We start from the raw sequence: 24,692 nt of genomic DNA on the forward strand, positions 1-24,692 counted from the left end.
AGATGGATCTCGGACAGTGGGAGACAAGCACTAAGCGAATCCCCACCAGCGAGGCAGTCATGACGGCCCAGATCCTCCCGCTGAACCATCGCGAGCGAGCCACTCTCACCGCCGTCGGCCTCGGCCGCGCCGAGATGACCTGCAGTTGCGAACCCGACCTCTACATCGACGGCGTCGCGTGCTGCGACCAGTTCACCGCCCACCGCCTAGCCCGGCTCGCCCTGGTGATCCCGCTGCGCGCCGGCCGCCGTGGCGAGCGCGTCCCCGCACTCCTCACCGACGCCGGCCGAGCCGCGATCGACTTGCCGGCCACCGACTTCCCACAGTCCGCCGCCTGACCGCCTCAAAGACCGAGGTGCAGGCGCAACGCCTGATCCAGCCCACGAATCTGCTCGCCGGTAAGGCTCCCGCACTTGCCGCCGACCCGCTCCACCGCGACCGAACGAACCTGCTCAGCCTGCGCCTTGGAATCCCGCGACAGGCCAGTCTCCGCGGCAGGCAACAGCACCTGGAACGGATACACCCGCTCCACATTCGAGGTCACCGGCACCACCGTCACCACGCCGCGGCCGAGACGCTCGGTCGTCATGTTCGCCATGTCATTGCTGACGATCACCGCGGGCCGGGTCTTGCTCGACTCCGCGCCCCGCACCGGATCAAGCTGAACGAACCGGATCTCCCCACGCCGCACGGCTCAGGACTCCAGTCCGTCGCCGACCACGACGTCCCACGCCTCGGCCTCGCCCGACTCGCCCCAGGACGTCCACGCCTCCTCGTAGGCATCCATGAGCCGCCTCGCGCGCAAGGACGACACCGCCTGGTGCAGTGCCGCGGACCGAGACTCGATGCCCTGCTCCTTGGCATAGTCGTCGAGGAACCGCACGTCCTCCTCAGGAAGACTCACACTAACCTTCATACCCGTCATGCTACCCCGGGTATTACCCGGCTGACCACCCACGAGTAGCACCCGAGTCAGGACCACACCTGGCTCAGCAGCAGCCGGGTCTGGCCGATCGGAGGAAGGCCGTCGTCGAGCTTTCGCATCCGTCCGTACAGGTCACCCATCGCGCCACGGTCGACGACCAGCCTCTTCAGCGCGGCGATCTCAAGAACCGTCACCGTGCTCACCAACTCGACCGCGCCGACCGGCTTCCCCTGAGACCGCAGGCGCTCCAGCCGGGCAGCCTCGGCGGTGGCCAGCCGCGCACCCTGTCCGTCGTCGATCAGCACCCGCACGGTCTGCCCCGATTCCGCGGCGACGACGGCGTGCGCGACCACCATCAGCTCACCCAGGTCCCTCGACTGCTGAAGCCGCTGCAGCGCGGGAAGCCGGGTGATCCGCTCGATCACGGCCGTCAGCTCCGGCGTCGGGTCGTCGGACAGCACCCGCACCCACTTCGGGGTCAGCTTGCGCCAAACCGCGTCAGCCGCGCGAAACCTCGCGTCCTGACTCGCTTTCCGCAGCACCTCGTCCTGCACCGTCTCCGGTGCCGACAACTGTCCGAGCACGCGGATGAGCAGTCGTTCCTGGTTGATAGACAGGAAATTCAGGCTCGGGCCGGCGTCGATGATCGGCCGCTGAGTCATCAGCCCTCGCGATCCTCCGGAGCAGCAAGGTCGCGGTCCAGCTCGGCCAGGTCGACCTCGGCGTCGGGCACGTCGCCGGCTTCGGCCCAGGAAACCCGCTGCGGAGCGGGCACGACACCGGCACCGCGCAGCTCGGCCTCAGCCTCCGCGGCGCGGACCCCGCGCAGGGTGGCGATAGTCTGGACCGGCACCACGGATTCCGCGTAACCGACGATCGCCCGGGCAAGCAGCCGCTGCGGGGCACGCGGATGATCGGACTCGGCTTGCAGCGCGGCGTACTGGTCGCTCCAGCCGAATCTGGCCGCCAACTGCGGCGTGGTGGTGGCCATCCACTGGTCTTTGACCGCAACGTCGATGTGCTTGCCTTCGTGCAACTGGATCACGGCCATGGCGGGCGAGGCGAGGAACCACTGGACGACGTTCGACAGCGTCGCCGGAGTGAAGCCCCGATCCGCGACGAACTGGCCGACCCCGTCCAGCGGAAGCAAAAGGTGGCGGGCGAACGCATCCGCGCGCCGTTCCTCGTACCGCCGGTCCGCCCAGTCGCCGTCGTGATCGTCGGTCCAGTCCCCGAACAACACGTGCGCGAGTTCGTGCGCGAGGGTGCTGCGCTGCCGCATCGGACGGCGGGTGCACGCGACTCCGATGAACACGGCGTCGCGCACCGGATCCCGCATCGTCAGGCCGTGCTCATCCGGCCCGGTCTCCAGCACCGCGACATCAAACCCGGTGACCTGCTCGATCAACGCCACCAGATCGCCCAACGGTTGCAGTGCCAGGCCATGCTCGGCACGAAACGCCTCCGCCGCGGCGCGGCCCTCGGCCTCCGAGGTCTCCGAGGTCTCCACAGCCACCTTCGCCGCCCTCACACCGTGGCCGGCACAGCCTGGTCGTCCAGGTACGCGTCCAGCTCCAGGTAATGCAGCAGCGTCTCGCGCATCCGCTGCATGTCCGATCCGTTCGTCGCCCGTGCGGCACACTGCACCCGCGCGGCCACCGAACCCGAACCCGCCAGCTCGGCGACCGTGGCCCCGACCGCACGCGCGATCGCGGCGATCTCCGGCATCTTCGCCGGGCGAGCACCCGAAACAATCCGCGACAGCGTGGACTGCGAGATGCCCGTCGCTTTCTCAAGAGCACGCTGACTCAGCCCAGCAGCTTCGATGGCGCGCTCGATGCGCGCACCCGCGTGTGGTGAACTCACGGCCCTCCTCCCGGGTTGAATCACATCCCCGCCGACTGATTCAGTCTAGCCCACCCGCACGCTCACCACACCCGCAAAAGGGCACGCCAACACCTTCGGATTACTGCCGAGCGGAACCATCGGATCAGCGGTGCACAAAGCCCGCGTTACGGAGCCGGCAAGGGGGTTCGAACCCCTGACCTTCTGTTTACAAGACAGATGCTCTACCAACTGAGCTATACCGGCGCGCACCCGATGACGGGCGCGCCAAAAGTATATCGGGCCGCTTCGCACGCACCCGGACAACCCGCCCCAACGCCCAGGTCAACGGCGAAAACCGGCGCGATCCCATCGCATCCGGCACGATCGTGATCAGATGTGGCGGACGCCACTGCAACAGCTGGGGCGGTACGGCCGATGGTCCCCGGGAACGAACGAGGAGGTGGGGATCGATCATGAAGATCAACGAGCGTGCCGGCCAGGGGGCAGCGCGCAGACGGTGGCCGGTTCTCGAGCCTCCGCACCCGCGGTCAAACCAGCGCCACCGGCCGAATTTGCTGCGCCGGCGCGCCTGGCACATTCTCGAGGCCCCGACGGCGGAGCAGCCCGCCGTCGAGTCCGAGGAGGCGATCGGGCCCAAGCCGCCCGACGACGCGACCGTCAACTTCGTTCTGGATCTCACCCTGCGGATCGGCGAAGTGCAGATGTCCAGCGGCGCCGGCGCGTCCGACGTCACCGCGACGATTCTCGCGCTCACCTCGGCGCTCGGGCTGCCGCACTGCGAGGTCGACGTCATCTTCACGTCGATCACCGTCACCTGTCACCGCGGGACCGACCTCGCGCCGGTCACCGCGTTGCGGGTCGTGCGGACGCGCAGCCTCGACTACACGCGGCTGACCGAGACCGAGGCGCTCGTGCGGCAGATCGTCCGCGGCAACACCGGCGCCGAGGAAGCGGTCACCGAACTGGACCGGATCACGTCCGCGCCGCACCCGTACGCGCGCTGGACCGCGACCGCCGCCTGGGGCGGGCTGGCCGGGTTCATCACGCTGCTGCTCGGCGGCGGGCTCGACATCGCGCTCGTCGCGGTCGTCATCTCCGCCGCGATCGACCGGATCGGCAGGCTGCTCAACAAGGTCAACCTGCCGTTCTTCTTCCAGCAGGTGGTCGGCGGGCTGATCGCGACGCTGTCGGCGATGATCATCGTCAGCAGCAACATCCTCACCACCGACCGGCCGACGCTGGTGGTCGCCGCCGCGGTCACCGTGCTGCTGTCCGGGCTCTCCACGGTGTCCGCGGTGCAAGACGGGATCACCGGGTACTACGTCACCGCGTCCGGCCGCACGATGGAAACGGCGTTGATGAGTGCCGGGCTGATCGCGGGCGTCGTGCTCGCGCTGCGGATCGCGGTGATGCTCGAACTGCCGCGCACCCCCTTGCCCGACGTCCCCATCTCGACCGCGCAGGATCTGCCGATCATCGTCATCGGCGGAGCGGGCGCGGCCGCCTGCTTCGCGCTCGCCTCGTACTCGAAGCTGCGCGCGATGCTCGTCGCCGCCGCGGCGGGCGCGATCGGGGCGCTCGTGTACGGCGCGCTGATCCTCGCGACGCTCGACGCGGTGAGCGCTTCGGCGATCGCGGCGACGCTCGTCGGGTTCTGCGGCGGCGTGATGGCGCGGCGGCTGAAGGTTACTCCGCTCGTGGTAGCCGTGTCCGGGATCACTCCGCTGCTCCCCGGTCTCTCGACCTATCGTGGTCTATACCAATTAGCGGTGGTGCCGGGCGGCAACATCTCGACCCTGATGACCGCGGTCGCCGTCGGGCTCGCCCTCGCGGCGGGCGTTGTACTGGGCGAATACCTCGCCCAGCCGGTGCGCACCGGGCTCGGCAGGCTCGAGCGCAGGCTCTCCGGACCCCGCCTCGCCGGGCCGATGGAACCGACCGAACGGCGTTTGGAGTAACCAGTTGGTCACCGGCCGGTCACTCCGCGCGCGCTAGGGTTCCAGTGGGGCCGCGACCCGCCGATGACGAGGGAGCAGCTGGAGTGACTGACGCGATCGCCGAACGGAACAGCGCACCGTCCGCGGACTTCGTCGTGGTGGCCAACCGGCTGCCCGTCGACCTGGAACGCACCGACGGCGGCGAACAACGCTGGACCGCCAGTCCCGGCGGTCTGGTCTCGGCGCTCGAACCGTTCCTGAGGTCCCGCAAGGGCGCGTGGGTCGGCTGGCCGGGCGTACCGGACGTCGAGGTGGACGAGTTCGACGACGACGGGCTCGTCCTGCACCCGGTGTCGCTCACCTCGGCCGAGGTCCGCGACTACTACGAGGGCTTCTCCAACGCGACGCTCTGGCCGCTGTATCACGACGTCGTCGCCCGGCCGGTCTTCGACCGGTCGTGGTGGGACAGCTACGTGAAGGTCAACCGCCGTTTCGCCGAGGCCAGCGCCACCGTCGCCGCGCACGGGGCGACCGTGTGGATCCAGGACTACCAGCTGCAGCTCGTCCCCACGATGCTCCGCGAGCTGCGGCCCGACCTGCGGATCGGGTTCTTCCTGCACATCCCGTTCCCGCCGGTCGAGCTGTTCATGCAGCTCCCGTGGCGCGCGGAGATCGTGCGCGGCCTGATCGGCGCGGACCTGATCGGCTTCCACCGGCCCGGCGGCGCGCAGAACTTCCTGTGGCTGGCCCGCCAGCTGGTCGGCCTCGAACCCACCCGCGGCGCGGTCGGCGTCCGGTCCCGGCCGGGCATGGTGCAGGTCGGCGACCGCACCGTGCGCGTCGGCGCGTTCCCGATCTCGATCGACGCGGCAGGCCTCGACACCCTCGCCCGCAGCAAGGGGGTCGTCGAGCGCACCAAGCAGATCCGCCGCGACCTCGGCAATCCGAAAACGGTGCTGCTCGGCGTCGACCGGCTCGACTACACCAAGGGCATCGACCTGCGGCTGCAGGCCCTGCACGAGCTGCTGCACGAGGGCCGCCTCGAACCCGGCGACGTCACGTTCGTGCAGCTGGCCACGCCGAGCCGCGAACGCGTCGAGCACTACCAGCGGATGCGCGGCGAGATCGAGCAGATGGTCGGCCGGATCAACGGCGAGTTCGCCCGCGTCGGCCACCCGGTCGTGCACTATTTGCACCAGTCGGTGAACCGCACCGAGCTGGCCGCCTTCTTCTCCGCCGCCGACGTCATGGTCGTGACGCCGCTGCGCGACGGGATGAATCTGGTCTGCAAGGAGTACGTCGCGTGCCGCCCGGACCTGGGCGGTGCGCTGGTGCTGAGCGAGTTCGCCGGCGCGGCGGCCGAGCTGACCAGCGCGTTCCTCGTCAATCCGCACGATCTGGACGGGGTGAAGAACGCGTTGGCGGCTGCCATTACGCTCGACCCCGCCGAGGGCCGACGCAGGATGCGCGCCATGCGTCGCCAGGTCCTCACCCACGACGTCGACCGGTGGGCGCGTTCGTTCCTCCAGGCGCTGGGTGCCGAACCGGCCGACTGACCCCCTCCCCCGTACCGCGCTGGACCTCCTGAGGAGGAGTGTTGACCGCCGAGGCGTTGCCCGCGGAACTACGGCGCGCGATCGTGCAGATCGCCCGTACCCCGCGCCTGCTGGTCGCCTGCGACTACGACGGCACGTTGGCCCCCATCACCGCGAACCCGGACGAGGCACGCCCGCTGCCCGAGTCCGTCGGTGCGCTGAGATCTCTCGCCGGCCTGCACGAGACCACCACCGCCGTGATTTCCGGCAGGGCCCTGCGCGATCTCGCGACGCTGTCGCGGCTTCCCGCCGAGGTCAACCTGGTCGGCAGCCACGGCTCCGAGTTCGACATCGGCTTCATCCACGCGCTCGACGAGGACGCGAAGGCGCTGCACCGGCGGCTCGAACACGAGCTGGAACAGCTGGTGCTCGACGTGCCGGGGGTGTCGCTGGAGGTCAAGCCGGCGAGCATCGCGGTGCACGTGCGCCGCGCCGAGCACAACGCCGGCCGCCGCGTGCTCTCGGACGTGCACAACGGCCCGGCGACCTGGGACGGCGTCACGACCACCGACGGCAAGGAAGTCGTCGAGCTCGCGGTCGTGAAGACCGACAAGGGCAATGCCCTCGACACCCTTCGCCACCAGGTCGGGGCCACCGCGGCGGTGTTCCTCGGCGACGACGTCACCGACGAGAAGGCGTTCGCCCGGCTGTCCGGGCCGGACCTCGGCATCAAGGTCGGCGACGGCGAATCGCTCGCCGAGTACCACGTGCCCGACACCGTCGACGTCGCGATGGTGCTCGCGTTCCTCCTGGAAGAGCGGCGCAACTGGCTGTACGGCGAGTCCGCCCCGCCGATCGAGCGGCTGTCGCTGCTTGCCAACGAGCGCTCGGTCGCGCTGGTGACGCCGGACGCGAAGCTGACCTGGCTGTGCCACCCCGGTCCGGACGCTCCCGCGGTGTTCGCCGATCTGCTCGGCGGCCCTGGTGCCGGGCACTTCTCGATCAAACCGCACCGCAACGGGCTCCCGCTCGGCCAGCGGTATCTGCCGAACACGATGACGGTCGAAACGCGCTGGTCGCGGCTGCTCGTCACGGACTATCTCGAACCGGAAAGCCCCGGGCACCGCACCGATCTCGTGCGCGTGATCTCCGGCGAGGCGGTGGCGCAGGTCGTGTTCGCGCCCCGGCCGGAATTCGGCGGCGTGCCGGTGCGGCTGGTCGCCGAGGACGAGGGCCTGCGCGTGCTGGGCACGTCGGAGCCGTTCGTGCTGCGCTCGCCCGGCGTCGAATGGTCGATCACCTCCGACGGCCTGCAGGACACCGCGACCGCGCTCGTCCAGCCGGCCCCGGAAGCCCCGGTCGTGCTCGAATTGCGATGCGGCACCACGGATTTCAGCGTCCACGAACTGTCCGAAGTGGACCGCCGGGACCGGGCGGGCCGGTACTGGAGCGACTGGGCGGCGAAGCTCAAGCTGCCGACCGTGCAAACCGAACTGGTGCGCCGCTCCGCGCTGACGCTTCGCGGGCTGGTCAACACCGACACCGGCGGTGTGCTGGCCGCCGCGACGTCGTCGCTGCCGGAGGAGATCGGCGGGGTCCGCAACTGGGACTACCGCTACTGCTGGGTCCGCGACGCCGCGATGACGGTGCGGGAGCTGGTGCACCTCGGTTCGCACGAGGAGGCCGAGGGCTACCTGAAGTGGCTGCACGGCGTGCTGGCCACTCTTGCCGGCCCGGAGCGGCTGCACCCGCTGTACACGCTGGCAGGCAGCGTCATCGGCGCGGAGGCGGTCATCGAATCGCTGCCCGGGTACGCCGGTTCGCGGCCGGTGCGCGTCGGCAACCTGGCCAACCACCAGGTGCAGCTCGACGTGTTCGGCCCGGTCGTGGAACTGGTCGCGACGCTGGCGAAGGTGCGCGGCGAACTGCGCGACGAGGACTGGCAGATGGTGCGCGCGATGGCCGAGGCCGTCACGCGGCGCTGGAACGAGCCGGACCACGGCATCTGGGAGGAGCGGCACGTGCCGCGGCACCGGGTGTACTCGCGGGTGATGTGCTGGGTGACCATCGACCGCGCGGTGCGGCTCGGCGACGAGTACGGCCGCGGCGTCCCGGGAGCCTGGCCCCAGCTGCGCGACCAGATCAAGGCCGACGTGCTCGAACACGGCTGGAACGAGGAGGTGCAGGCGTTCACCACCGCCTACGACGGCACCGACCTCGACGCGGCGTCCCTGTTCGTGGGCCTGACCGGCCTCATCGACCCGGCGGACGAGCGGTTCCAGAAGACCGTCACGGCGATCGAGGCCGAACTGCGCAGCGGTTCCACGGTGTACCGCTACCGGCGCGACGACGGCCTGCCCGGCGGCGAGGGCGGCTTCCACATCTGCGCGGCCTGGCTGATCGAGGCGTACCTGTGCACCGGTCGGCGCAACGAGGCCGAGGAGCTGTTCGCGCAGATCGTCGACGCGGCGGGCCCGACCGGGCTGCTGCCCGAGCAGTTCGACCCGGTCGCGGAGCGCTCGCTCGGCAACCACCCGCAGGCGTACTCGCACATCGGCCTGATCCGTTGCGCGAATCTGCTGGCAGAGAAGGCTTGATCAGGCAAGCCCCTTAGCACGCCTCGGTGACAAGTGCCGTGAAGGCCGCCTTGCCGGAATCGCATTCCGTTAAGGTGGTCTTCACGAGCATTTGCACATTCGTTCGGGTGGCCGGCGCGGAGGTGGTGCGTGAAGCAGTACTACGGGCAGCAGGCCGCGGAGTACGCCCCGCTGCCGGCGTCGTTCGCCGCCCGGGTGCGCACTGCTTCCGTGGTCACCGGGGTCGCGCTGACGATCGGCACGCTCGCGGTGTTCGGGCTCACTGCGTTCGTCAACCGTCCGCTGCACGGGCACAGCCTGCCGCGCGGCCCGCTCGGGATCGCCGCTTTGCTGCTGCCGATGCTGTCCGTGCTCGCCATCGCGGTGGTGGTGCTGTCCGCGCGCCGCTGCCTGCAAGGCGACTACCTGGTGATCGCCCGTGCTCGCGGCACCCGAGCGACGCTCACCGCCTGTTTCACCGCGCTGTCGGTCAGCTGCCTGATCGCGCTCGGGGTGTCCGCGCTGGTGGATCTCTGGGGCGACCACGCCCGGCTCGGCTTCACCGAACTGCTCGCGACGTTCGCGAATTTCGCCATCGGCCTGATCGGCTACAGCGCCGGGCTCTGGTTCGTCCGGCCGTCGGTGAGCACGCTGGAGAAGTTCAGCGACCATCCCATCTGGTGACGCCGTGAACGCTCGCCGACGCCGCGGGCAAGAACAGGTATGCAGGTGACCCATGACGGTCCCGAGCCGGTGTCGGCAGGCTCGCCAGACCGCCCGGACCTGGGCGGTCCCGATCCCGCCCCGGCGTTCGGGCGGCTGTTCGACATGCACGCGGCGACCATGCACCGCTACCTGGCGCGCCGCGTCGGCCCGGATGCCGCGCACGATCTCGTCGCCGAGACGTTCCTCGTCGCACTGCGCCGGCGGGATTCGTACCAGCCGGAGCTGGGCACCGCGCGCTCGTGGCTGTACGGGATCGCGACGAACCTGCTGCGCCACCACATCCGCAGCGAAACCCGGGCGCTGCGAGCCACCGCGCGGCTCGCGAACTCCGGCGACCGCGGACAGGGCGGGCACGACACCCGGGTCGCCGAACAGGTCGACGCCCAGGCCCGTGCGGCGCAGCTGGCCGGTGCGCTCGCGAAGCTGAGCGCCGCTGACCGCGACACCTTGCTGCTGGTCTCGTGGGCCGGGCTGGAACCGGTCGAAGTCGCCGAGGCGCTCGGCATCCCGCCGGGCACGGTGCGCTCGAGACTGCACCGGATCCGCAGATGGCTGCGCACCAACCCCACCACATCGACCCGCGAGGAGGCGAAGAACCAGTGAACGACGACACCGTGCGGCATCTGTGGTCCGACGCCGAACTCGACGAGGCCCTCGCCGCGCTGAACCCGCACGAGACGAGCACCGACCGCGCGGAACTCGACCGGGCCCGCGCGAGCCTGATGCGGGCCGCCACGGCCGCGAGCGATTCAGACGAACCTGTTGTCCCGCAACAGAAAAAGCGCTCCGGCGCGTGGCGATGGATCGCCGTGGCCGCCGCCGTCGCGCTGCTGACCGGCGGCGTGGTCGTGGCCACGGAACTCGCCACCGCGCCGACGACGCTGGCACCCGCGGGCCCGGGCGCCACCCGCGAACCGGGTGCGCCGTTCACCCATGTCGTGACCAAGTACAGCCGCGCCGCGTTGGTGAGCCGGGCCGGTTCGTTCCGGGTCCAGGACCAGGTGGACCTGTGGATTCCGGCCGACCCGGCCGGAATCTGGAAACGCCGCTGGACCCGGGCCGAACCGCCGACGCTGCTCGGCGGGGACCCCAAGGACAGCGCGAAACTGCCCGGGCCGGCCACGGCCGAGGAATCCGCGCCCGGCGGGCTGTTCAAGCACGACTCCCGCTTCCCCGGAGAATCGCCTGAAGGCACTCAGCCGGGCTGGTCCCGCCCGACCCCGGAATTCGTCGCGGGCCTGCCGACCGACACGAGCCCGCTGATCGCTCGCCTCATGAAGGACCGCATCCCCCCGAAGTTGTCGCCCGCGAGCGACGGGCCGCTGCCGCAGCCGCTCAGATACGACACTTCGAGGTGGCCCTACCTCATCAGCTATCCGTCGGCGACCGGGATGATCCTGAACGTCCTCGCTTCCGGGTACGCGTCGCGCGAGCTGCGGGGTGCCCTCCTGAAAGCGATGGACAATCCGGTGCTCGGCTTCTACCTGGTGCAGATCGGTCCGGACTTCGTGCAGTACTCGGTAGCCGCCGGCCCGTACAAAGTGCTCGTCTCGGCCAACCGGGCGCGGGCTCAGCTGACCGACGTCCAGGTGCTCGCCACGAGCCCCGTCACCGGGTTTCCGCCCGGCACCTTGGCCAGCTCCGCGAAGTTCTCCTACGAGACCACCGACCGGGCGGGGGACTGATCATTTCGCGTGGTTCGCCGCGTTCAACGCGCTCGCCACGTCGGGCACCTCCAGCACCCGGATGCCGTCCGGGAGCTTGCCGGAATCCGGCGGCACCAGTGCGTGCGTGAAGCCCAGCCGGGCCGCCTCGGCGAGCCGGCGGCCCACGTTCGGCACCCGCCGGATCTCGCCAGCCAGCCCGACCTCGCCCACCGCGACCAACCGCGGCGACAGGGCCACGTCGTGCAGGGACGAGGTCAGCGCGAGCACCAGCGCCAGGTCGATCGCCGGCTCGGTGATCTTCATGCCGCCGACCGTGGCGACGTAGACGTCCTTGTCGCCCAGCTTCATCCGGCCGCGTTTTTCCATCACGGCGAGCACCATGGCGATCCGCGCCGCATCGAGGCCGCTCACCGCGCGCCGCGGCTGTGGCATGCCGCTGCTCGACACCAGCGCCTGCACCTCGCCCAGCAGCGGGCGTTTCCCTTCGACCGCGACGGTGACCGCGGTGCCCGGCACCGGTTCCGCCGTCCGGCTCAGGAACAGCCCGGACGGGTCCGGCACCCCGACGATGCCTTCCTCGGTGAGTTCGAAACAGCCGATCTCGTCCGCCGCGCCGAACCGGTTCTTGATGCCGCGCACCATCCGCAGCGTGGAGTGCTTGTCGCCCTCGAACTGCAGCACCACGTCCACCAGGTGCTCCAGCACGCGCGGACCGGCGACCGAACCGTCCTTCGTGACATGTCCCACGAGCACGACCGGCAGCCCGCGTTCCTTGGCGAGCGCGACGAGCCCGGCGGTGACCGCGCGGACCTGGGTCACCCCGCCCGGCGAGCCCTCGACCTGCGGCGACGCCATGGTCTGGACCGAATCGACGATCAGCACACCCGGCTTCACCGCGTCGACATGCCCGAGAATCGCGGACAGGTCGCTCTCCGCGGCGAGGTACATCTCGCCGTGCACATTGCCGGTGCGCTCGGCGCGCAGCCGGACCTGTCCCGCGGATTCCTCGCCCGTGACGTACAGCGAACGCCCGGCCGTGACCGCCCATTGATAGGCGACCTCGAGCAGCAGCGTGGACTTGCCGACGCCGGGCTCACCGGCCAGCAGCGCGACCGCGCCGGGCACGAGCCCGCCGCCGAGCACCCGGTCGAGTTCCGGCACGCCGGTGGCCTTCGCCCGGGCCGCCTCGACGTCGACCTCGGCGATCGGCCGCGCGGGCGCGCTCGGGGCTCCGGCGGCCACCCGCGCGATCGCCGGTTTCGCGGAGCCGCGCTCCTCGAGCGTGCCCCACGCATGGCATTCCGGGCAGCGGCCGACCCACTTCGCCGTTTCGTACCCGCATTCCGCGCACCGGTGGACGGTGCTGGTCTTCTTCACCACGCCGCGAGGCTATCGGCGGGCACCGACAAAACCGCGGCGGCGATCAGGATCCCGCGTGGGCGGGCGCGGCGACCGGCAGCTCGACCACGATCGGGCCGGCGTTCTGGAAGGTGAAGGTGACCTTGAGCGTCGCGCCCGGCCACAGCGGCTGCTTGAGGCCCGGCAGCACGACCTTGGCGGTGCCGGGCTTGCTCGCCGCGCCGCCGTTCTCGCCCGCCGCCGGCGCGTTCGACGCCGAGCCGGTGGCGGAGTTCGGCGCACTGTTCGGAGCCGAGTTGGGCGCGCTGTTGGCCGCGGAGTTGGTCTCCGACGCCGGGGTGCTGTTCGCCGATTCGGACTGGGCCGGAGCGCCCTGCTCGACGGCGTCGGCCGGGCCGATCACGAGCGAGTGGCCGGCGACGATCGTCGCGTCCCCGGAGATCTGCGCGGGGGCGGAAGCGCCCTCGGAGGTCACCGAGACGAGCTTGTCGTCCTTCTGGCCCTGGTTGACGACGGTGAGCGTGAGCGGGGCGGGCGAACCGGCCGCGTAACCGGGGCCCTGCGCCGGATACTGCACCGCGGCGTCGCGCAGCACGATCGTCTTCACCTGGGCGTAGGTGCCGTTGACGGCGGGCTGCTGGGTGTCGGTCTGGGTGATCTGACCGGCTCCGCAACCGGCGAGCACGAGTGCGGCGCCGAGCGCCGACACGCCTGCGCCGAGCACGCGGCGATTCTGCAGCCTCACGTCAGAGTCCTTCCCTTTCACGGCCTCGTCCTTCCCGAAGACTAGCCGGGCGGTTCTCCGCGCGCGGAACCGGTGTGCGTTCCCGGCCGATCGACTGTCCACAAAGGATCCCACGGCACCGGTCGGGGCGCTGTCGGCTCACCTGCATGAGCACGGCGAAAACCGGTTTGTCAAGCCCCGCTCAGGCCGCTGACCTGCGACGACGATCCCGGGTCGCTAGGTGGCCGCCGACGGGCCGTGATAGGATGGAGTCAGCGAAAGGGGCAGAGGACACATGGTTTTCAAGGTCGGAGAGACCGTCGTCTACCCGCACCACGGTGCCGCACTCATCGAAGCCATCGAGACCCGCGTGATCAAGGGCGAGGAAAAGAAGTACCTCGTCCTCAAAGTCGCGCAAGGGGATCTTACGGTTCGCGTGCCCGCGGACAACGCCGAGATCGTCGGCGTGCGCGATGTCGTCGGGCAAGAAGGACTGGACAGGGTCTTCGATGTGCTGCGTGCTCCGCACACCGAAGAGCCCACGAACTGGTCTCGGCGGTACAAGGCCAACCTGGAGAAGCTCGCCTCCGGCGATGTGAACAAGGTGGCCGAAGTGGTGCGCGACCTCTGGCGGCGAGAAAAGGACCGCGGACTTTCAGCCGGCGAGAAACGCATGCTGGCGAAAGCACGGCAAATCCTGGTCAGCGAGCTTGCGCTCGCGGAGGGCACCGACGAGGACAAGGCGGAAACGCTCCTCGACGAGGTTCTAGAGACCGCGACGGTCTGACCCCGGGTCCTCCGGTTCGCCGCCGCGGCAACCGGTTCCCTACGATCACGACCTGATGAACCCTCAGGTGCACAGCGTCGCGTTCGTGACTGTCGCGCACCGTCCGGCCGATCCCGAGCTAGCGCTCACGGCGGTCGGTGGTGCAGCACTACTCACGCACACCGTGCGGGGGCTGCTCGGCACACCGGAAATCGATCTGGTGGTCGCCGCAGCCCCCGAGCGGTGTGCGAAGTCGTTTTCGGACGCGCTCAGCGGCCTTCGCTGCCGGGTCATTTCCGGCGAATCGCTCCGGCGGGTATTTTCCGCCGTCGAGCCGCTTCTTTCCCCGGACGCCGTCGTGCTGGTGCACGACGCGCTGCGGGCCTTCACTCCACAACGGACGGTCCGCCACGTGCTGGCCGCGGTCAAGGCGGGCGCGTCCGCCGCGGTGCCGGTGCTGCCGATGTCCGACACGGTGAAAACCACTGACGAGACCGGGATCGTCACCGCCACGGTGGATCGCGACGGTCTCCGCAGCGCGCAAACCCCGATCGGATTCTCCCTGTCCGCGTTCCGCTCCGCGCTCGCCGGTTCCGCCGACCCCGGCGTCGCGGACACCGCGGGCGCGGCCGTCGTCCCCGGCGACCCGGACGCGATGCGCGTCGCGAGCGCCTTCGAACTCACCCTCGCCGAGGCGCTCGTCGCCGGCGGGGACCGAGAGGATCCCCTGTGACCGATCTGCGGGTAGGCAACGGCGTCGACGTCCATCCGGTCGAACCGGGCCGCGAATGCTGGATGGCCGGTCTGCGGTGGCCGGACGCCGACGGCTGCGCGGGCCACTCCGACGGCGACGTCGCGGCGCACGCGCTGTGCGACGCCCTGCTGTCCGCCGCCGGCCTCGGCGACCTCGGCGCGGTATTCGGCACCGGCGATCCGCGCATGGACGGCGCGCACGGCACGGACATGCTCGTCGAGGTGCGCGCGTTGCTGCGGGCGGAGGGCTGGCAAGTGGCCAACGCGACGGTGCAGGTCATCGGCAACCAGCCGCGGATCGGGAAACGGCGCGACGAGGCGCAGCGGGTGCTGAGCGACGCCGTCGGCGGCCCGGTGAGCGTGTCGGGGACGACCTCGGACGGGCTCGGGCTCACCGGCCGCGGCGAGGGCATCGCGGCGGTCGCGACCGCGCTCTTGATCCGCGACTGAGCGAAATTCGATCGCGGGGAAATCGTGATATTCCATTTTCCCCGATAGCTGACCAGCGTGTACTAGCCGATCCACGGGAAATGATCTTCGCCGATCGGGCAAGATCCGCGCTAACTTCTGCGCGCGCCCGCACGGCTCATTATAGTTATTCAGCGACGTTTGCGGCGGCAGGGAGCGGGGCCGCCCGGCCAAAGGGGGACGATGCCCGTCGATGCGCATCGATTGTCCGGAGTACGGTCGATCACCGGGAGGCTGGTCGAAGAACTGCTGTCCCGTCCAGGAGGGCAGAGCAGGCCGTTGCCGATCGCGGTGGCGCTCGGCGTGCGCGGATCGGGGAAGTCGGCGCTGCTGGAGGAATTGCGCACCAGATGCGAGGACATCCCGCACGCGCTCGTCGATTTCGAGCGGCGCGACTGGGAGCAGATTCAGCCGAGGGAACTGCTGGGGCACCTGGCGTTCGATCTCGGCAGGCAATGGCGGCAATTCGGCCGTATCGCGTTTCCCCGGCTGTGGCTATGCATGCTCGTGCTCAGCGCGCCGGTGGAAACCGGCGACCGCAGGGTCGCGTTGCGCAAGCTCCGGGACCTGATCGCGGAAAACCAGCCGCTGGAACGCAATCGCGACGCGATCGTGGACGTCGTGAAGCTCGTCGGCGGCGTCACGTCCGGCAACAACCTTCCCGGCTGGAACGAGGCGACCGACCTGCTGCTGCGCGGGCTCAGCTGGTACGACCGGCGGCGGCTGATGGGCAAGGTCAAGGCCATGCCGACCGGACACGGCAACCACCAGGACTTCCTGATCGAGATCGCCAAGCACGCGCACGGCGACGAGGAGGACCGGGCGGCGGTCGACGCGATCATCTGCGACGCGTTCCTCGCCGATCTGCGCCGTGCGTACTCCGGCATCTCCGGCAGCCGCCGGACGCTGAACTGCCTGGTACTGCTGGACAACGCGCACACCAAGGGCGGACAGGACTTCCTGCGCGCGCTCGCCGAGTCGCGCAGGCACACGCCGGACGAGGCCGACCCGCTGGTGGTGGTCGCGACGAGCCGGACGTGGAATCCGGACTGGGGCGAAAGCTGGTCGATGGTCACCGCGCATCCGGGCAGCGACCGGGAAATCCGCCGGAACCCGGAGCACCGGACCAGCGGGCTCGACTGGCCGGTGCCGCGTCAGCCCGCGCACGTGGAGACCGACTGGATTCCCGGACAGCCGGACAACCGCTGGACCCCGTGGTACCTGCTGGAACTCGGCACGCTTTCCAGCGGTGACGTCGTCGACATCGCCGCCGCGCACGACGTGCATCCGACGTCGCGACTGCCGCGGTTCCTGACCCGGCTCACCGACGGGCACCCCGGCGCGGTGCAGGAGGTGCTCCAGACCCTCGCCGTGCGATACGAGCCGGCCAATCCGAACACTCTGCGGGAATCCTTGTACACCAAGGTAACCGCGGCCGACGGCGGCGAGTCCACTTTGCTCGCCGAGATGTGCGACTACCTGCTGCAGGACTTTTCGACCGCGAGCCGCCAGGAACTCGTCACCGCGAGCGCCGCGGTCGACGTGGAAATGCTGTTCCACAAGGAAATTCTCGATTTGCGCAATCCGATGGGCGAGGGCCCGCTGTTCAAGCAGCTCGCCGATCAGCTGTGGCTGCGGGCGGATCCGGACGATCCGTCGCGGTACGTCCTGCATCCGTGGCTGCGCAGGCTGCTGTTGCGGAAACTGGCTTCGCGTTCCGACGATCACCCGCTGAACTGGGAGAAGGTGCACACGCGCTGCCGCGACTTCTACGAGAAGAACGGCCGGGTCGCCGCCGCCCGCTACCACGACCTCGCGCTCGAGAACGTCGACGCGGTGGTGACGCATCTGTGCAAGCCGCTCAGCGCGCCGCACGCCGAATTCGACGTGCCGACCGCGGAGGCGTGGCTCGCCGAACTGGACACGATCACCGCCGCGCCCAACCGGCTGGTGGAGAACGCGGATCCCTACACCCAGGTGCAGCACCACGTCGGGGAATGGGAGGGCGAACTGGAGACCACCGTGGCGTGGCTGGTCGTTTCGCTGTGGCTCGCGCGCGATCCGCTCGGTGACCCGGGCGGCACCCTCAACGCCACCATCGAGAGCGGATTCCACCATCTGGCCCAGGGCCGGGGACGAGGATCGATGCTGCTGCACGAACGAGCGGAGCGCTACCGATGACGCAACGGATCAAACCGCCCCGGCCGTCCTGGGCGAAGTGGCTGTGGGGCGGCGGCGTGGTGGCGCTGGTCGCGGTCCTCGCCGTGGTGGCGTTCGTCGTGGTGCCCGCGGTCGTCGAGGCGAACCACAGCTGCGGCCCCGGCGTCCAGGAACGCGGTGAGAATTCCGAATGCATTGGCACGACTGACGGCGAATTCGTGTTCTCCCCCGACCTCGCGGATGTGGAAAACAGAATTCATCAGGAAAATGCCGACGCCGTCGGAAGCGGGAAACCGTACGTGACCATCGCGGTGCTGCTGCCGATGACGCTCACCGAGAACGACATCCTTTCCCGCGAATGGGTGCGCCATCAGCTCGAAGGGGCGTACGTCGCGCAGCACCGGGCCAACAAGACGCAGTCGTGGGGCGGCCCGCCGCTCATCCGGCTGCTGCTCGCCAACCCGGGCAGCCAGCTCAAACAGTGGGAACCGGTGGTCAACGACCTGATCAGCCGCACCGCGGCCGACCGGATCGTGGGCGTGACCGGGATCGGGCTGAGCCTCGACACCGCGCGCAACGCCATCCAGAAGCTGTCCGACAACCGCATCCCGGTCGTCGCCTCGCATCTGGCCGCCGACGAGTTCTCGCAGATCCCGGGCTTCCTGCGGGTGTCCCCGACCAGCTCCACTTACGGCGCCTCGATGGCCGGCTACGTGAAGCCGACCGCGAGCACCGCCACCGTCGTACAGGACCAGAACCCTGACGACCTGTACCCGAAGACGCTGGCCACGGCGTTCACCAAGACCTTCGCCGACTCGACGCACCGGATCGTCGGGAGCACCGAGTTCTACAACTCCAGCCTGACCGGGATGGCCAGCACGTTCCTGCAGATGATGCCCAACATCTGCGGCGACAATCCGGACGTCGTGTACTTCGCCGGCCGCGAGGACCATCTGAAGTCCTTCGTCGCGCAGCTCGCCCAGCGGCCGTGCCTCGACCGGCACCTGACCGTGCTGACCGGCGACCTGGCCCAGGTCGGCCCGCCCAGCCCGGAAATGCGCCGCGGCCTGCAGTCGAACGTCACCGTGCTCGCCCCCGGCCTCGCGCATCCGCAGGCCTGGCGCGACCACCCGGAGTCGTTCAACAAGGCGGCCATCGCGAGCTTCGAGGAACCGGCGTGCGACGGCTGTTTCACCGCGGTCTTCCCCAAGGACCGGCTGGACGACGGCATCGCGATCCTGGCGCACGACGCGACGCTGACCGTGATCTGGGCCGCCCGGAACATCCCCCGGTCGTCGCCGGACCAGGTCACCGCGCAGGACGTGCTGCAGGCCAAGAACCGGCTGCACGGAAAGACCGCGGTCCCCGGAGCGAGCGGCCGGATCTCGTTCGACGACCGCGGCGACCCGGTGAACAAGGCCGTGCCGATCCTGCGGGTCCGGCTCGACGCGCCGCCGGAGTTCGTGGAGCTGTACGTCCCGTCCGGCTGAGCCGGACGCCACAAACGGGCGGCATCGCACCCGGAACGCCGGATAAGGTTGGCGCGTGGCCATCAACGCGGTGTTGTTCGACTTCTCCGGCACTCTCTTCCGGCTAGAGCAGCAGGACGGCTGGCTCTCCGACGTCCGCGACGACGACGGCTCGGCGCTCGACGTCGAAGCCCAGACCGAGCTGATGCGGCGGATGACCGCGCCGGTCGAGCAGTCCGTCGAGCTGGACGAGGAGCACCTGCACGCCTGGCACAACCGCGACCGCGACCCGCAGCTGCACCGGAAGGTGTACCTGGAGGTGCTGCGGCTGTCCGGCGTGCCCCGCCGTGACCAGGCTGAGGCGCTGTACGCGCAGCTCATCGCACCGGACCAATGGACGCCGTACCCGGACACCGAGGCCGCGCTCAAGGCGGTCGCGAGCAGCGGGCGCAAGGCGGGCGTGCTGAGCAACATCGCGTTCGACATCCGGCCCGCGTTCGGGCAGCGCGGCTGGGACGCGCACGTCTCCGAGTTCACGCTGTCCTTCGAGGTCGGGGCCGTGAAACCGGAGCCGGAGATCTTCCAGGGCGCGATCGAGCGGCTCGGCGTGCGCGCCGAGGAAACGCTGATGGTCGGCGACAGCGAGGAGGCCGACGGCGGTGCCCGTGCGCTGGGCTGCCAGTTCGCCCTGGTCGACCCGCTGCCCACGGCCGAACGGCCGGACGCGCTGCTGGGCGTGCTGCGGGAGCACGGCGTGCTCTGAGCACCTGCGACGTCCCCCACAGTTGTTCTCGCAGGCCCCGGTACCCTTTACCTCGTGGCTTTGCACCTGTACGACACCGCGACCCGTGCCCCTCGGGAGTTCTCTCCCGTCCGCAGCGGAACGGCGTCGATCTACGTGTGTGGGGCCACCGTGCAGGGAGTACCGCATATCGGGCACGTCCGCGGCATGCTGAATTACGACGTGCTCCGCCGCTGGCTGCTCCACAGTGGACTGGACGTGCTGCTGGTCCGCAACGTCACCGACATCGACGACAAGATCCTTACCAAGGCCGCCGACGCCGGTCGTCCCTGGTGGGAATGGGCGGCGACGCACGAGCGGGCGTTCGAGAAGGCGTACGAGGATCTCGGCTGCCTTCCGCCGTCGGTCACGCCGCGCGCGACCGGGCACGTCACGCAGATGGTCCAGCTGATGGAGCGGCTGATCGAGGCCGGGCACGCGTACGCCGTCGACGGCGACGTGTACTTCTCGGTGAAGTCGTTCCCGGAGTACGGCTCGCTGTCGGGCCAGCAGCTCGACGAGGTCCAGCAGGGCGAGACGCCCACCCGCGGCAAGCGTGATTCGCGCGACTTCACCCTGTGGAAGAGCGCGAAGCCAGGCGAGCCGTCGTGGCCCACGCCGTGGGGCGACGGGCGCCCGGGCTGGCACCTGGAGTGCTCGGCGATGGCGACCAACTACCTCGGCGCCGAGTTCGACATCCACGGCGGCGGCGTCGACCTGGTGTTCCCGCACCACGAGAACGAGCGCGCGCAGTCGAACGCGGCGGGCGACGGGTTCGCTCGCTACTGGCTGCACAACGCGTGGGTGACCATGTCCGGCGAGAAGATGTCGAAGTCGCTGGGCAACACGGTCTCGATCCCGGCGATGCTGGAGCGCTACCGCGCGCCCGAACTGCGCTACTACCTGGTGCAGCCGCACTACCGGTCCACTGTCGAGTACTCCGACGGCGCGGTTTCCGAAGCCGCGCAGGGCTACCGGCGGATCGAGGCGTTCCTGCGCCGCGCGGAGTCGGCTGGCGCCGTTTCCGTGGGCGACGTGTCGCCGGAGTTCGCCGCGGCGATGGACGACGACCTGGCCACCCCGGCCGCGTTCGCCGTGGTGCACAACACGGTCCGCGACGGTAACGCCGCCCTCGACGGCGGCGACACCACGAAGGCACTCGAATTGGCCGGCACGGTCCGCGGCATGACCGGCGTGCTCGGTCTCGACCCGCTGTCGCCGGACTGGGCGGACGGCGGTTCGGACACTCCCGTCCGCGACGCGCTGGGCACGCTCGTGGAAGCCCTGCTGGCGCAGCGCCAGGAGGCCCGTGCGGCGAAGGACTTCGCCCGCGCGGACGCCGCCCGCGACCGTCTCGTGGCGGCGGGGATCGCGGTGGAAGACACCCCGAACGGTCCGCAATGGACGGTCAGGAACTCCTGACCTCCTCGCGGCAGCAGAGATTGAGGATTCATGGCAGGCAACTCACAGCGCAAAGGTGCCATCCGCAAGACCGGCACCAAGAAGGGTGCCGTCGTCGGTTCGGGCGGGCAGCGGCGCAAGGCGCTCGAGGGCAAGGGCCCGACGCCGAAGGCCGAGGACCGGCCAGGGCACAAGGCGTACCGCGCTGCCAACGCCGCCACCAAGCGTGACCAGGCCCGGCAGAAGAAGGCCGACCGGCCGGAGCTGATCGCCGGCCGCAACCCGGTCGTCGAGGCGCTGCGCGCGGACGTGCCGGGCACCGCGCTGTACGTCGCGCTCAACATCGACATCGACGACCGGGTCAACGAGGCCGTCCGGCTGGCAGGCGACAAGGGCATCTCGATCCTGGAGATCCCGCGCGAGGAGCTGGACCGCAAGACCAACCGCGCGATGCACCAGGGCCTCGGCCTGCAGGTGCCGCCGTTCGAGTACGCGCACCCCGACGACCTGATGCAGGCCGCGCGCGACTCGGGCAGCACCCCGCTGTTCGTCGCGCTCGACGGCGTCACGGACCCGCGCAACCTCGGCGCGGTGATCCGGTCGGCCGCGGCGTTCGGCGCGCAGGGCGTGCTGCTGCCGGAACGCCGCAGCGCCGGCATGACCGCGGTCGCGTGGCGCACCAGCGCCGGCACCGCGGCGAAGCTGCCGATCGCGGTCGCCACGAACCTCACCCGCCAGCTGCGCGCGTGGGCTTCGGAGGGCCTGATGATCGTCGGCCTAGACGCGGACGGCACGGTGGACATCGACGCGCTCGACCTCGCCGCGGACCCGCTGGTCGTCGTGCTCGGCTCGGAAGGCCGCGGCCTCTCCCGGCTGGTCCGCGAGACCTGCGACGCGACCGTGTCGATCCCGATGGCCGCCGGTGTGGAATCCCTGAACGCCTCGGTCGCCGCTGGCGTGCTGCTGGCCGAGGTCGCCCGCCGCCGCCGGATCGCCGGACGCATCTGACGCTTACCGGTGGAATCGTCAGCCTGTTATCGTCGATAACATGGACGCCCGCGCCCGCATCATCACCGCCGCTCTGGACCTGCTGACCAACGGCGGCCCGGACGCGGTGTCAACGCGCGCGGTGAGCGCCGCGGCGGGCGTCCAGCCGCCGACGATCTACCGCCTGTTCGGCGACAAGGACGGCCTGCTCGACGCGATCACCGTGCAGGGCTACGCGGACTATCTGGACGCGAAAACCGCCCAGCCCCCGGCTGATGACCCGCTGGAGGACTTGCGGCAGGGCTGGGATCAGCATCTGGAGTTCGGCCTGGCCAACCCCGCGCTGTACCTGCTGATGACCACTCGCCCGGGCGCACCCTCTCCCGCGCTGGAGAAGTCCCTGGAGATCCTGTCGGCGCGGGTCCGCCGGGTCGCCGAGGCGGGTCGGCTCCGGGTGCCGGAACCGCTTGCCGCGGCTTTGATCCACGCCGCGGGCTCCGGGACGACGCTGAGCCTGATCGCTACGCCGGTGGCCTCCCGGGACCTGGCCCTGTCGGTCGCGGCTCGGGAAGCGGTGATCGCCGCGATCAGCACGGATCGCCCGGTGTCGCGCACACCTGGGCCGGTCGCCGCGGCTACGGCGTTGCGGGCGGTGTTGCCGCAGGTGTCGGGGTTGAGCGGGGCGGAGAAGGCGTTGATGAGCGAATGGCTGGACCGGGTTACTGACTGAGCCGGGGTTGTCGGGTCGCGCCATGACAGCCTCCGGCGCGCGGGCTGGGTGAGCGTTCGCGGTTCCGGCTCAGGTGCCTTGCCCTCCCTGACTCAGCCTTGCCCCCGAACCTCACCTCCCGTGCCCCGGACTACCTCGCTCCGCACCCCGACTGTCCCGTCGCGAGGGGAGAAAACCTCCCAAATCCGTCACCCTCGGTGATTCGCGCTGTGATCCGTCGGGCATCGCCCCGCGGAGCCACCCGCTCGGGCTAAGGTCTCCTCCGGAACCGAGGGGGTCCGTCACCGATGTCGTTCGTTTCGCCGCTGTTCTTGTGGTACTTCATGCCCGCGGTGCTGATCGCGGTCCTGGTGTGCCCGCGCAGCTGGCGCAACGGCATCGTCGCGGTCGCGAGCCTGCTGTTCTACACGATCGGCGCCGGCCCGTACCTGTTCCTGCTGCTGCTCTGCATGGCGGTCAACTTCCTGGCCGGACCGGCGCTGGAGCCCAGCCCGTGGGACGTGCGCGGCACGCGCCGGAAGCGGATCCTGATCGGCGTCATCACGCTCGACGTGCTCGTGCTCGTCATCTGGAAGTACGCCGGGTTCGCGACGCAGCAGATCGCGGCCGTCGCGCACTGGTTCGGCGGGGACATGGGCGTCGCGAACATCGTGGTGCCGATCGGCATTTCCTTCTACACCTTCCACCACATCTCGTACGTGGTGGACATCTACCGCGGGGAGCGGCACGCGCTGCGCAACCCGGTGTCGTTCGCCGCCTACATCGCGATGTTCCCGCAGCTCGTGGCGGGTCCCATCGTGCGGTACCGGGAGATCGCCGACCAGCTTCCGCAGCGGCGTTCGCATCGCCTGGACGACCTCGCCGCGGGCTTCCCCCGGTTCGCGCTGGGGCTGTGCAAGAAGGCGATCATCGCCGACTCGCTCAGCCCGATGGTCGAAGCCTGCTTCTCCACCCCGGCGAACCAGATGACGTTCACGACGGCCTGGCTCGGCGCGGTCGGCTACACCCTGCAGCTGTTCTTCGACTTCTCCGGCTACTCGGACATGGCGATCGGCCTCGGCCGCATGCTCGGCTTCCGGCTGCCGGAAAACTTCGCGCGCCCGTACTCGTCGGTGACGATCACGGAGTTCTGGCGCCGCTGGCACATGTCGCTGTCCCGCTGGTTCCGCGACTACGTCTACATCCCGCTGGGCGGCAACCGTTCGGGGGCCGGAAAGACGTACCGGAACCTGTCAATCGTCTTCGTGCTGACGGGTTTCTGGCACGGCGCGCAATGGACGTTCCTGATCTGGGGCTGCTACCACGGCGCGCTGCTGGTGATCGAACGCCGCTTCAACCTCGGCGACGCCCCGGCCAGCCCGGTCGCCCGCGCCGCCCGCCGGGTGCTGACGCTGATCCTCGTGGTGTTCGGCTGGGTCTTCTTCCGTTCCGCCGACCTTGGCCACGCGCTGTCGATGATCGGCCACATGCTGATCCCGGACTTCGGCGGGTTGGGCGACGTCGTGGAGAGCGCGCTGACGAACCAGCGGCTGGTGATCCTGCTGCTGGCGCTGATCGTGTTCATCCTCCCGGCGCACCCGGTGACCGGCCCGCTGCTGGAATCGTCCCGGAGCCGCGGGGCGACCGCGCTGCGCATCGGGGTCATGACGGTGGGGCTGGTTTACGCGGCGATCCTGGTGGCTACCGGGACGTTCAGCCCGTTCCTGTACTACCAGTTCTGATCGCGGAACCGCTTATTCGGGTTGACGTCCCGGACCGGCGAACGTCAGGATTTCCGGATGGGGTCGGCGGCCAGTCACGAGGACGGGGAACGGTTCCGTGACCAGCAGTTCTGGGCGTGGGATTTCACCGCTGATGCCGTGCTGGTTCACTGTCCTCGT

At 69.9% G+C, this 24,692-nt stretch carries 24 protein-coding genes and 1 tRNA gene; 17 read left to right on the top strand and 8 right to left on the bottom strand.

Annotated elements, in window-relative coordinates:
- Window positions 1-59: 59 nt before the first annotated feature.
- Window positions 60-338 (top strand): hypothetical protein, encoded by a 279-nt coding sequence (locus ACFSVL_RS29925; RefSeq protein ID WP_378308894.1) that lies wholly within the window; start codon window positions 60-62, stop codon window positions 336-338.
- Between the two features lie 5 nt (window positions 339-343).
- Here the strand turns inward: ACFSVL_RS29925 and ACFSVL_RS29930 are convergent, their stop codons facing one another.
- From ACFSVL_RS29930 to ACFSVL_RS29955, 6 genes are all read right to left on the bottom strand, one after another.
- Window positions 344-691, bottom strand: coding sequence for a type II toxin-antitoxin system PemK/MazF family toxin (locus tag ACFSVL_RS29930; protein ID WP_378308895.1), 348 nt, complete (start codon window positions 689-691; stop codon window positions 344-346).
- A 3-nt stretch (window positions 692-694) separates the two neighbouring features.
- The gene (locus tag ACFSVL_RS29935) at window positions 695-916 is read right to left on the bottom strand and encodes a ribbon-helix-helix domain-containing protein (protein WP_378308896.1); all 222 of its coding nucleotides are present in this window, start codon (window positions 914-916) and stop codon (window positions 695-697) included.
- 56 nt (window positions 917-972) lie between these two features.
- The gene (locus ACFSVL_RS29940) at window positions 973-1,587 is read right to left on the bottom strand and encodes a hypothetical protein (protein ID WP_378308897.1); all 615 of its coding nucleotides are present in this window, start codon (window positions 1,585-1,587) and stop codon (window positions 973-975) included.
- Entirely contained in the window at window positions 1,587-2,435 is an 849-nt protein-coding gene (locus tag ACFSVL_RS29945; RefSeq protein ID WP_378308898.1) for an ImmA/IrrE family metallo-endopeptidase, read from the bottom strand. The genes ACFSVL_RS29940 and ACFSVL_RS29945 overlap by 1 nt, the downstream gene beginning before the upstream one ends.
- A gap of 17 nt (window positions 2,436-2,452) precedes the next feature.
- Window positions 2,453-2,791, bottom strand: a complete 339-nt coding sequence (locus ACFSVL_RS29950) for a helix-turn-helix domain-containing protein (protein ID WP_378308899.1) — start codon at window positions 2,789-2,791, stop codon at window positions 2,453-2,455.
- A gap of 152 nt (window positions 2,792-2,943) precedes the next feature.
- Window positions 2,944-3,016 (bottom strand) — tRNA-Thr (locus ACFSVL_RS29955).
- 209 nt (window positions 3,017-3,225) lie between these two features.
- Between ACFSVL_RS29955 and ACFSVL_RS29960 the strand changes: the two genes are divergently transcribed.
- From ACFSVL_RS29960 to ACFSVL_RS29985, 6 genes are all read left to right on the top strand, one after another.
- Window positions 3,226-4,731, top strand: coding sequence for a threonine/serine exporter family protein (locus tag ACFSVL_RS29960; protein ID WP_378308900.1), 1,506 nt, complete (start codon window positions 3,226-3,228; stop codon window positions 4,729-4,731).
- Between the two features lie 83 nt (window positions 4,732-4,814).
- Complete coding sequence (locus tag ACFSVL_RS29965) at window positions 4,815-6,266, top strand: alpha,alpha-trehalose-phosphate synthase (UDP-forming) (RefSeq protein ID WP_378308901.1); 1,452 nt, start codon at window positions 4,815-4,817, stop codon at window positions 6,264-6,266.
- 41 nt (window positions 6,267-6,307) lie between these two features.
- Window positions 6,308-8,842, top strand: a complete 2,535-nt coding sequence (gene otsB / locus ACFSVL_RS29970) for a trehalose-phosphatase (protein WP_378308902.1) — start codon at window positions 6,308-6,310, stop codon at window positions 8,840-8,842.
- A 129-nt stretch (window positions 8,843-8,971) separates the two neighbouring features.
- Window positions 8,972-9,505, top strand: coding sequence for a hypothetical protein (locus ACFSVL_RS29975; RefSeq protein ID WP_378308903.1), 534 nt, complete (start codon window positions 8,972-8,974; stop codon window positions 9,503-9,505).
- A 39-nt stretch (window positions 9,506-9,544) separates the two neighbouring features.
- The gene (locus tag ACFSVL_RS29980) at window positions 9,545-10,150 is read left to right on the top strand and encodes an RNA polymerase sigma factor (protein ID WP_378308904.1); all 606 of its coding nucleotides are present in this window, start codon (window positions 9,545-9,547) and stop codon (window positions 10,148-10,150) included.
- Complete coding sequence (locus ACFSVL_RS29985) at window positions 10,147-11,232, top strand: hypothetical protein (protein ID WP_378308905.1); 1,086 nt, start codon at window positions 10,147-10,149, stop codon at window positions 11,230-11,232. The genes ACFSVL_RS29980 and ACFSVL_RS29985 overlap by 4 nt, the downstream gene beginning before the upstream one ends.
- Here ACFSVL_RS29985 and radA read toward each other — a convergent pair whose 3' ends face one another.
- Window positions 11,233-12,594, bottom strand: coding sequence for a DNA repair protein RadA (radA, locus tag ACFSVL_RS29990; protein WP_378308906.1), 1,362 nt, complete (start codon window positions 12,592-12,594; stop codon window positions 11,233-11,235).
- Window positions 12,595-12,637: 43 nt separating this feature from the next.
- On the bottom strand, window positions 12,638-13,318 hold the full coding sequence (locus ACFSVL_RS29995) for a hypothetical protein (protein ID WP_378308907.1): 681 nt from the start codon (window positions 13,316-13,318) through the stop codon (window positions 12,638-12,640).
- 274 nt (window positions 13,319-13,592) lie between these two features.
- Here ACFSVL_RS29995 and ACFSVL_RS30000 point away from each other — a divergent pair, with 274 nt between their 5' ends.
- The 10 genes from ACFSVL_RS30000 (at window position 13,593) to ACFSVL_RS30045 (ending at window position 24,533) form a co-directional block, all read left to right on the top strand.
- Complete coding sequence (locus tag ACFSVL_RS30000) at window positions 13,593-14,084, top strand: CarD family transcriptional regulator (RefSeq protein ID WP_184782632.1); 492 nt, start codon at window positions 13,593-13,595, stop codon at window positions 14,082-14,084.
- 55 nt (window positions 14,085-14,139) lie between these two features.
- Window positions 14,140-14,796, top strand: a complete 657-nt coding sequence (locus tag ACFSVL_RS30005; protein ID WP_378308908.1) for an IspD/TarI family cytidylyltransferase — start codon at window positions 14,140-14,142, stop codon at window positions 14,794-14,796.
- A gap of 5 nt (window positions 14,797-14,801) precedes the next feature.
- Window positions 14,802-15,266, top strand: a complete 465-nt coding sequence (ispF, locus tag ACFSVL_RS30010; RefSeq protein ID WP_378308969.1) for a 2-C-methyl-D-erythritol 2,4-cyclodiphosphate synthase — start codon at window positions 14,802-14,804, stop codon at window positions 15,264-15,266.
- 201 nt (window positions 15,267-15,467) lie between these two features.
- Complete coding sequence (locus ACFSVL_RS30015) at window positions 15,468-17,465, top strand: hypothetical protein (protein ID WP_378308909.1); 1,998 nt, start codon at window positions 15,468-15,470, stop codon at window positions 17,463-17,465.
- Complete coding sequence (locus ACFSVL_RS30020; protein WP_378308910.1) at window positions 17,462-18,934, top strand: ABC transporter substrate-binding protein; 1,473 nt, start codon at window positions 17,462-17,464, stop codon at window positions 18,932-18,934. The genes ACFSVL_RS30015 and ACFSVL_RS30020 overlap by 4 nt, the downstream gene beginning before the upstream one ends.
- A 55-nt stretch (window positions 18,935-18,989) precedes the next feature.
- Complete coding sequence (locus ACFSVL_RS30025) at window positions 18,990-19,676, top strand: HAD family hydrolase (RefSeq protein WP_378308911.1); 687 nt, start codon at window positions 18,990-18,992, stop codon at window positions 19,674-19,676.
- A 54-nt stretch (window positions 19,677-19,730) separates the two neighbouring features.
- Window positions 19,731-21,116, top strand: a complete 1,386-nt coding sequence (gene cysS, locus ACFSVL_RS30030) for a cysteine--tRNA ligase (protein ID WP_378308912.1) — start codon at window positions 19,731-19,733, stop codon at window positions 21,114-21,116.
- A 30-nt stretch (window positions 21,117-21,146) separates the two neighbouring features.
- The gene (rlmB, locus tag ACFSVL_RS30035; RefSeq protein ID WP_378308913.1) at window positions 21,147-22,103 is read left to right on the top strand and encodes a 23S rRNA (guanosine(2251)-2'-O)-methyltransferase RlmB; all 957 of its coding nucleotides are present in this window, start codon (window positions 21,147-21,149) and stop codon (window positions 22,101-22,103) included.
- Window positions 22,104-22,143: 40 nt separating this feature from the next.
- Window positions 22,144-22,812, top strand: coding sequence for a TetR/AcrR family transcriptional regulator (locus ACFSVL_RS30040; protein WP_378308914.1), 669 nt, complete (start codon window positions 22,144-22,146; stop codon window positions 22,810-22,812).
- A gap of 287 nt (window positions 22,813-23,099) precedes the next feature.
- Window positions 23,100-24,533 (top strand): MBOAT family O-acyltransferase, encoded by a 1,434-nt coding sequence (locus ACFSVL_RS30045; RefSeq protein WP_378308915.1) that lies wholly within the window; start codon window positions 23,100-23,102, stop codon window positions 24,531-24,533.
- Window positions 24,534-24,692 lie beyond the last annotated feature (159 nt).

Origin of the sequence: Amycolatopsis silviterrae (genome assembly GCF_042684085.1) — a bacterium.
In the GTDB taxonomy this organism is placed as follows: domain Bacteria; phylum Actinomycetota; class Actinomycetes; order Mycobacteriales; family Pseudonocardiaceae; genus Amycolatopsis; species Amycolatopsis silviterrae.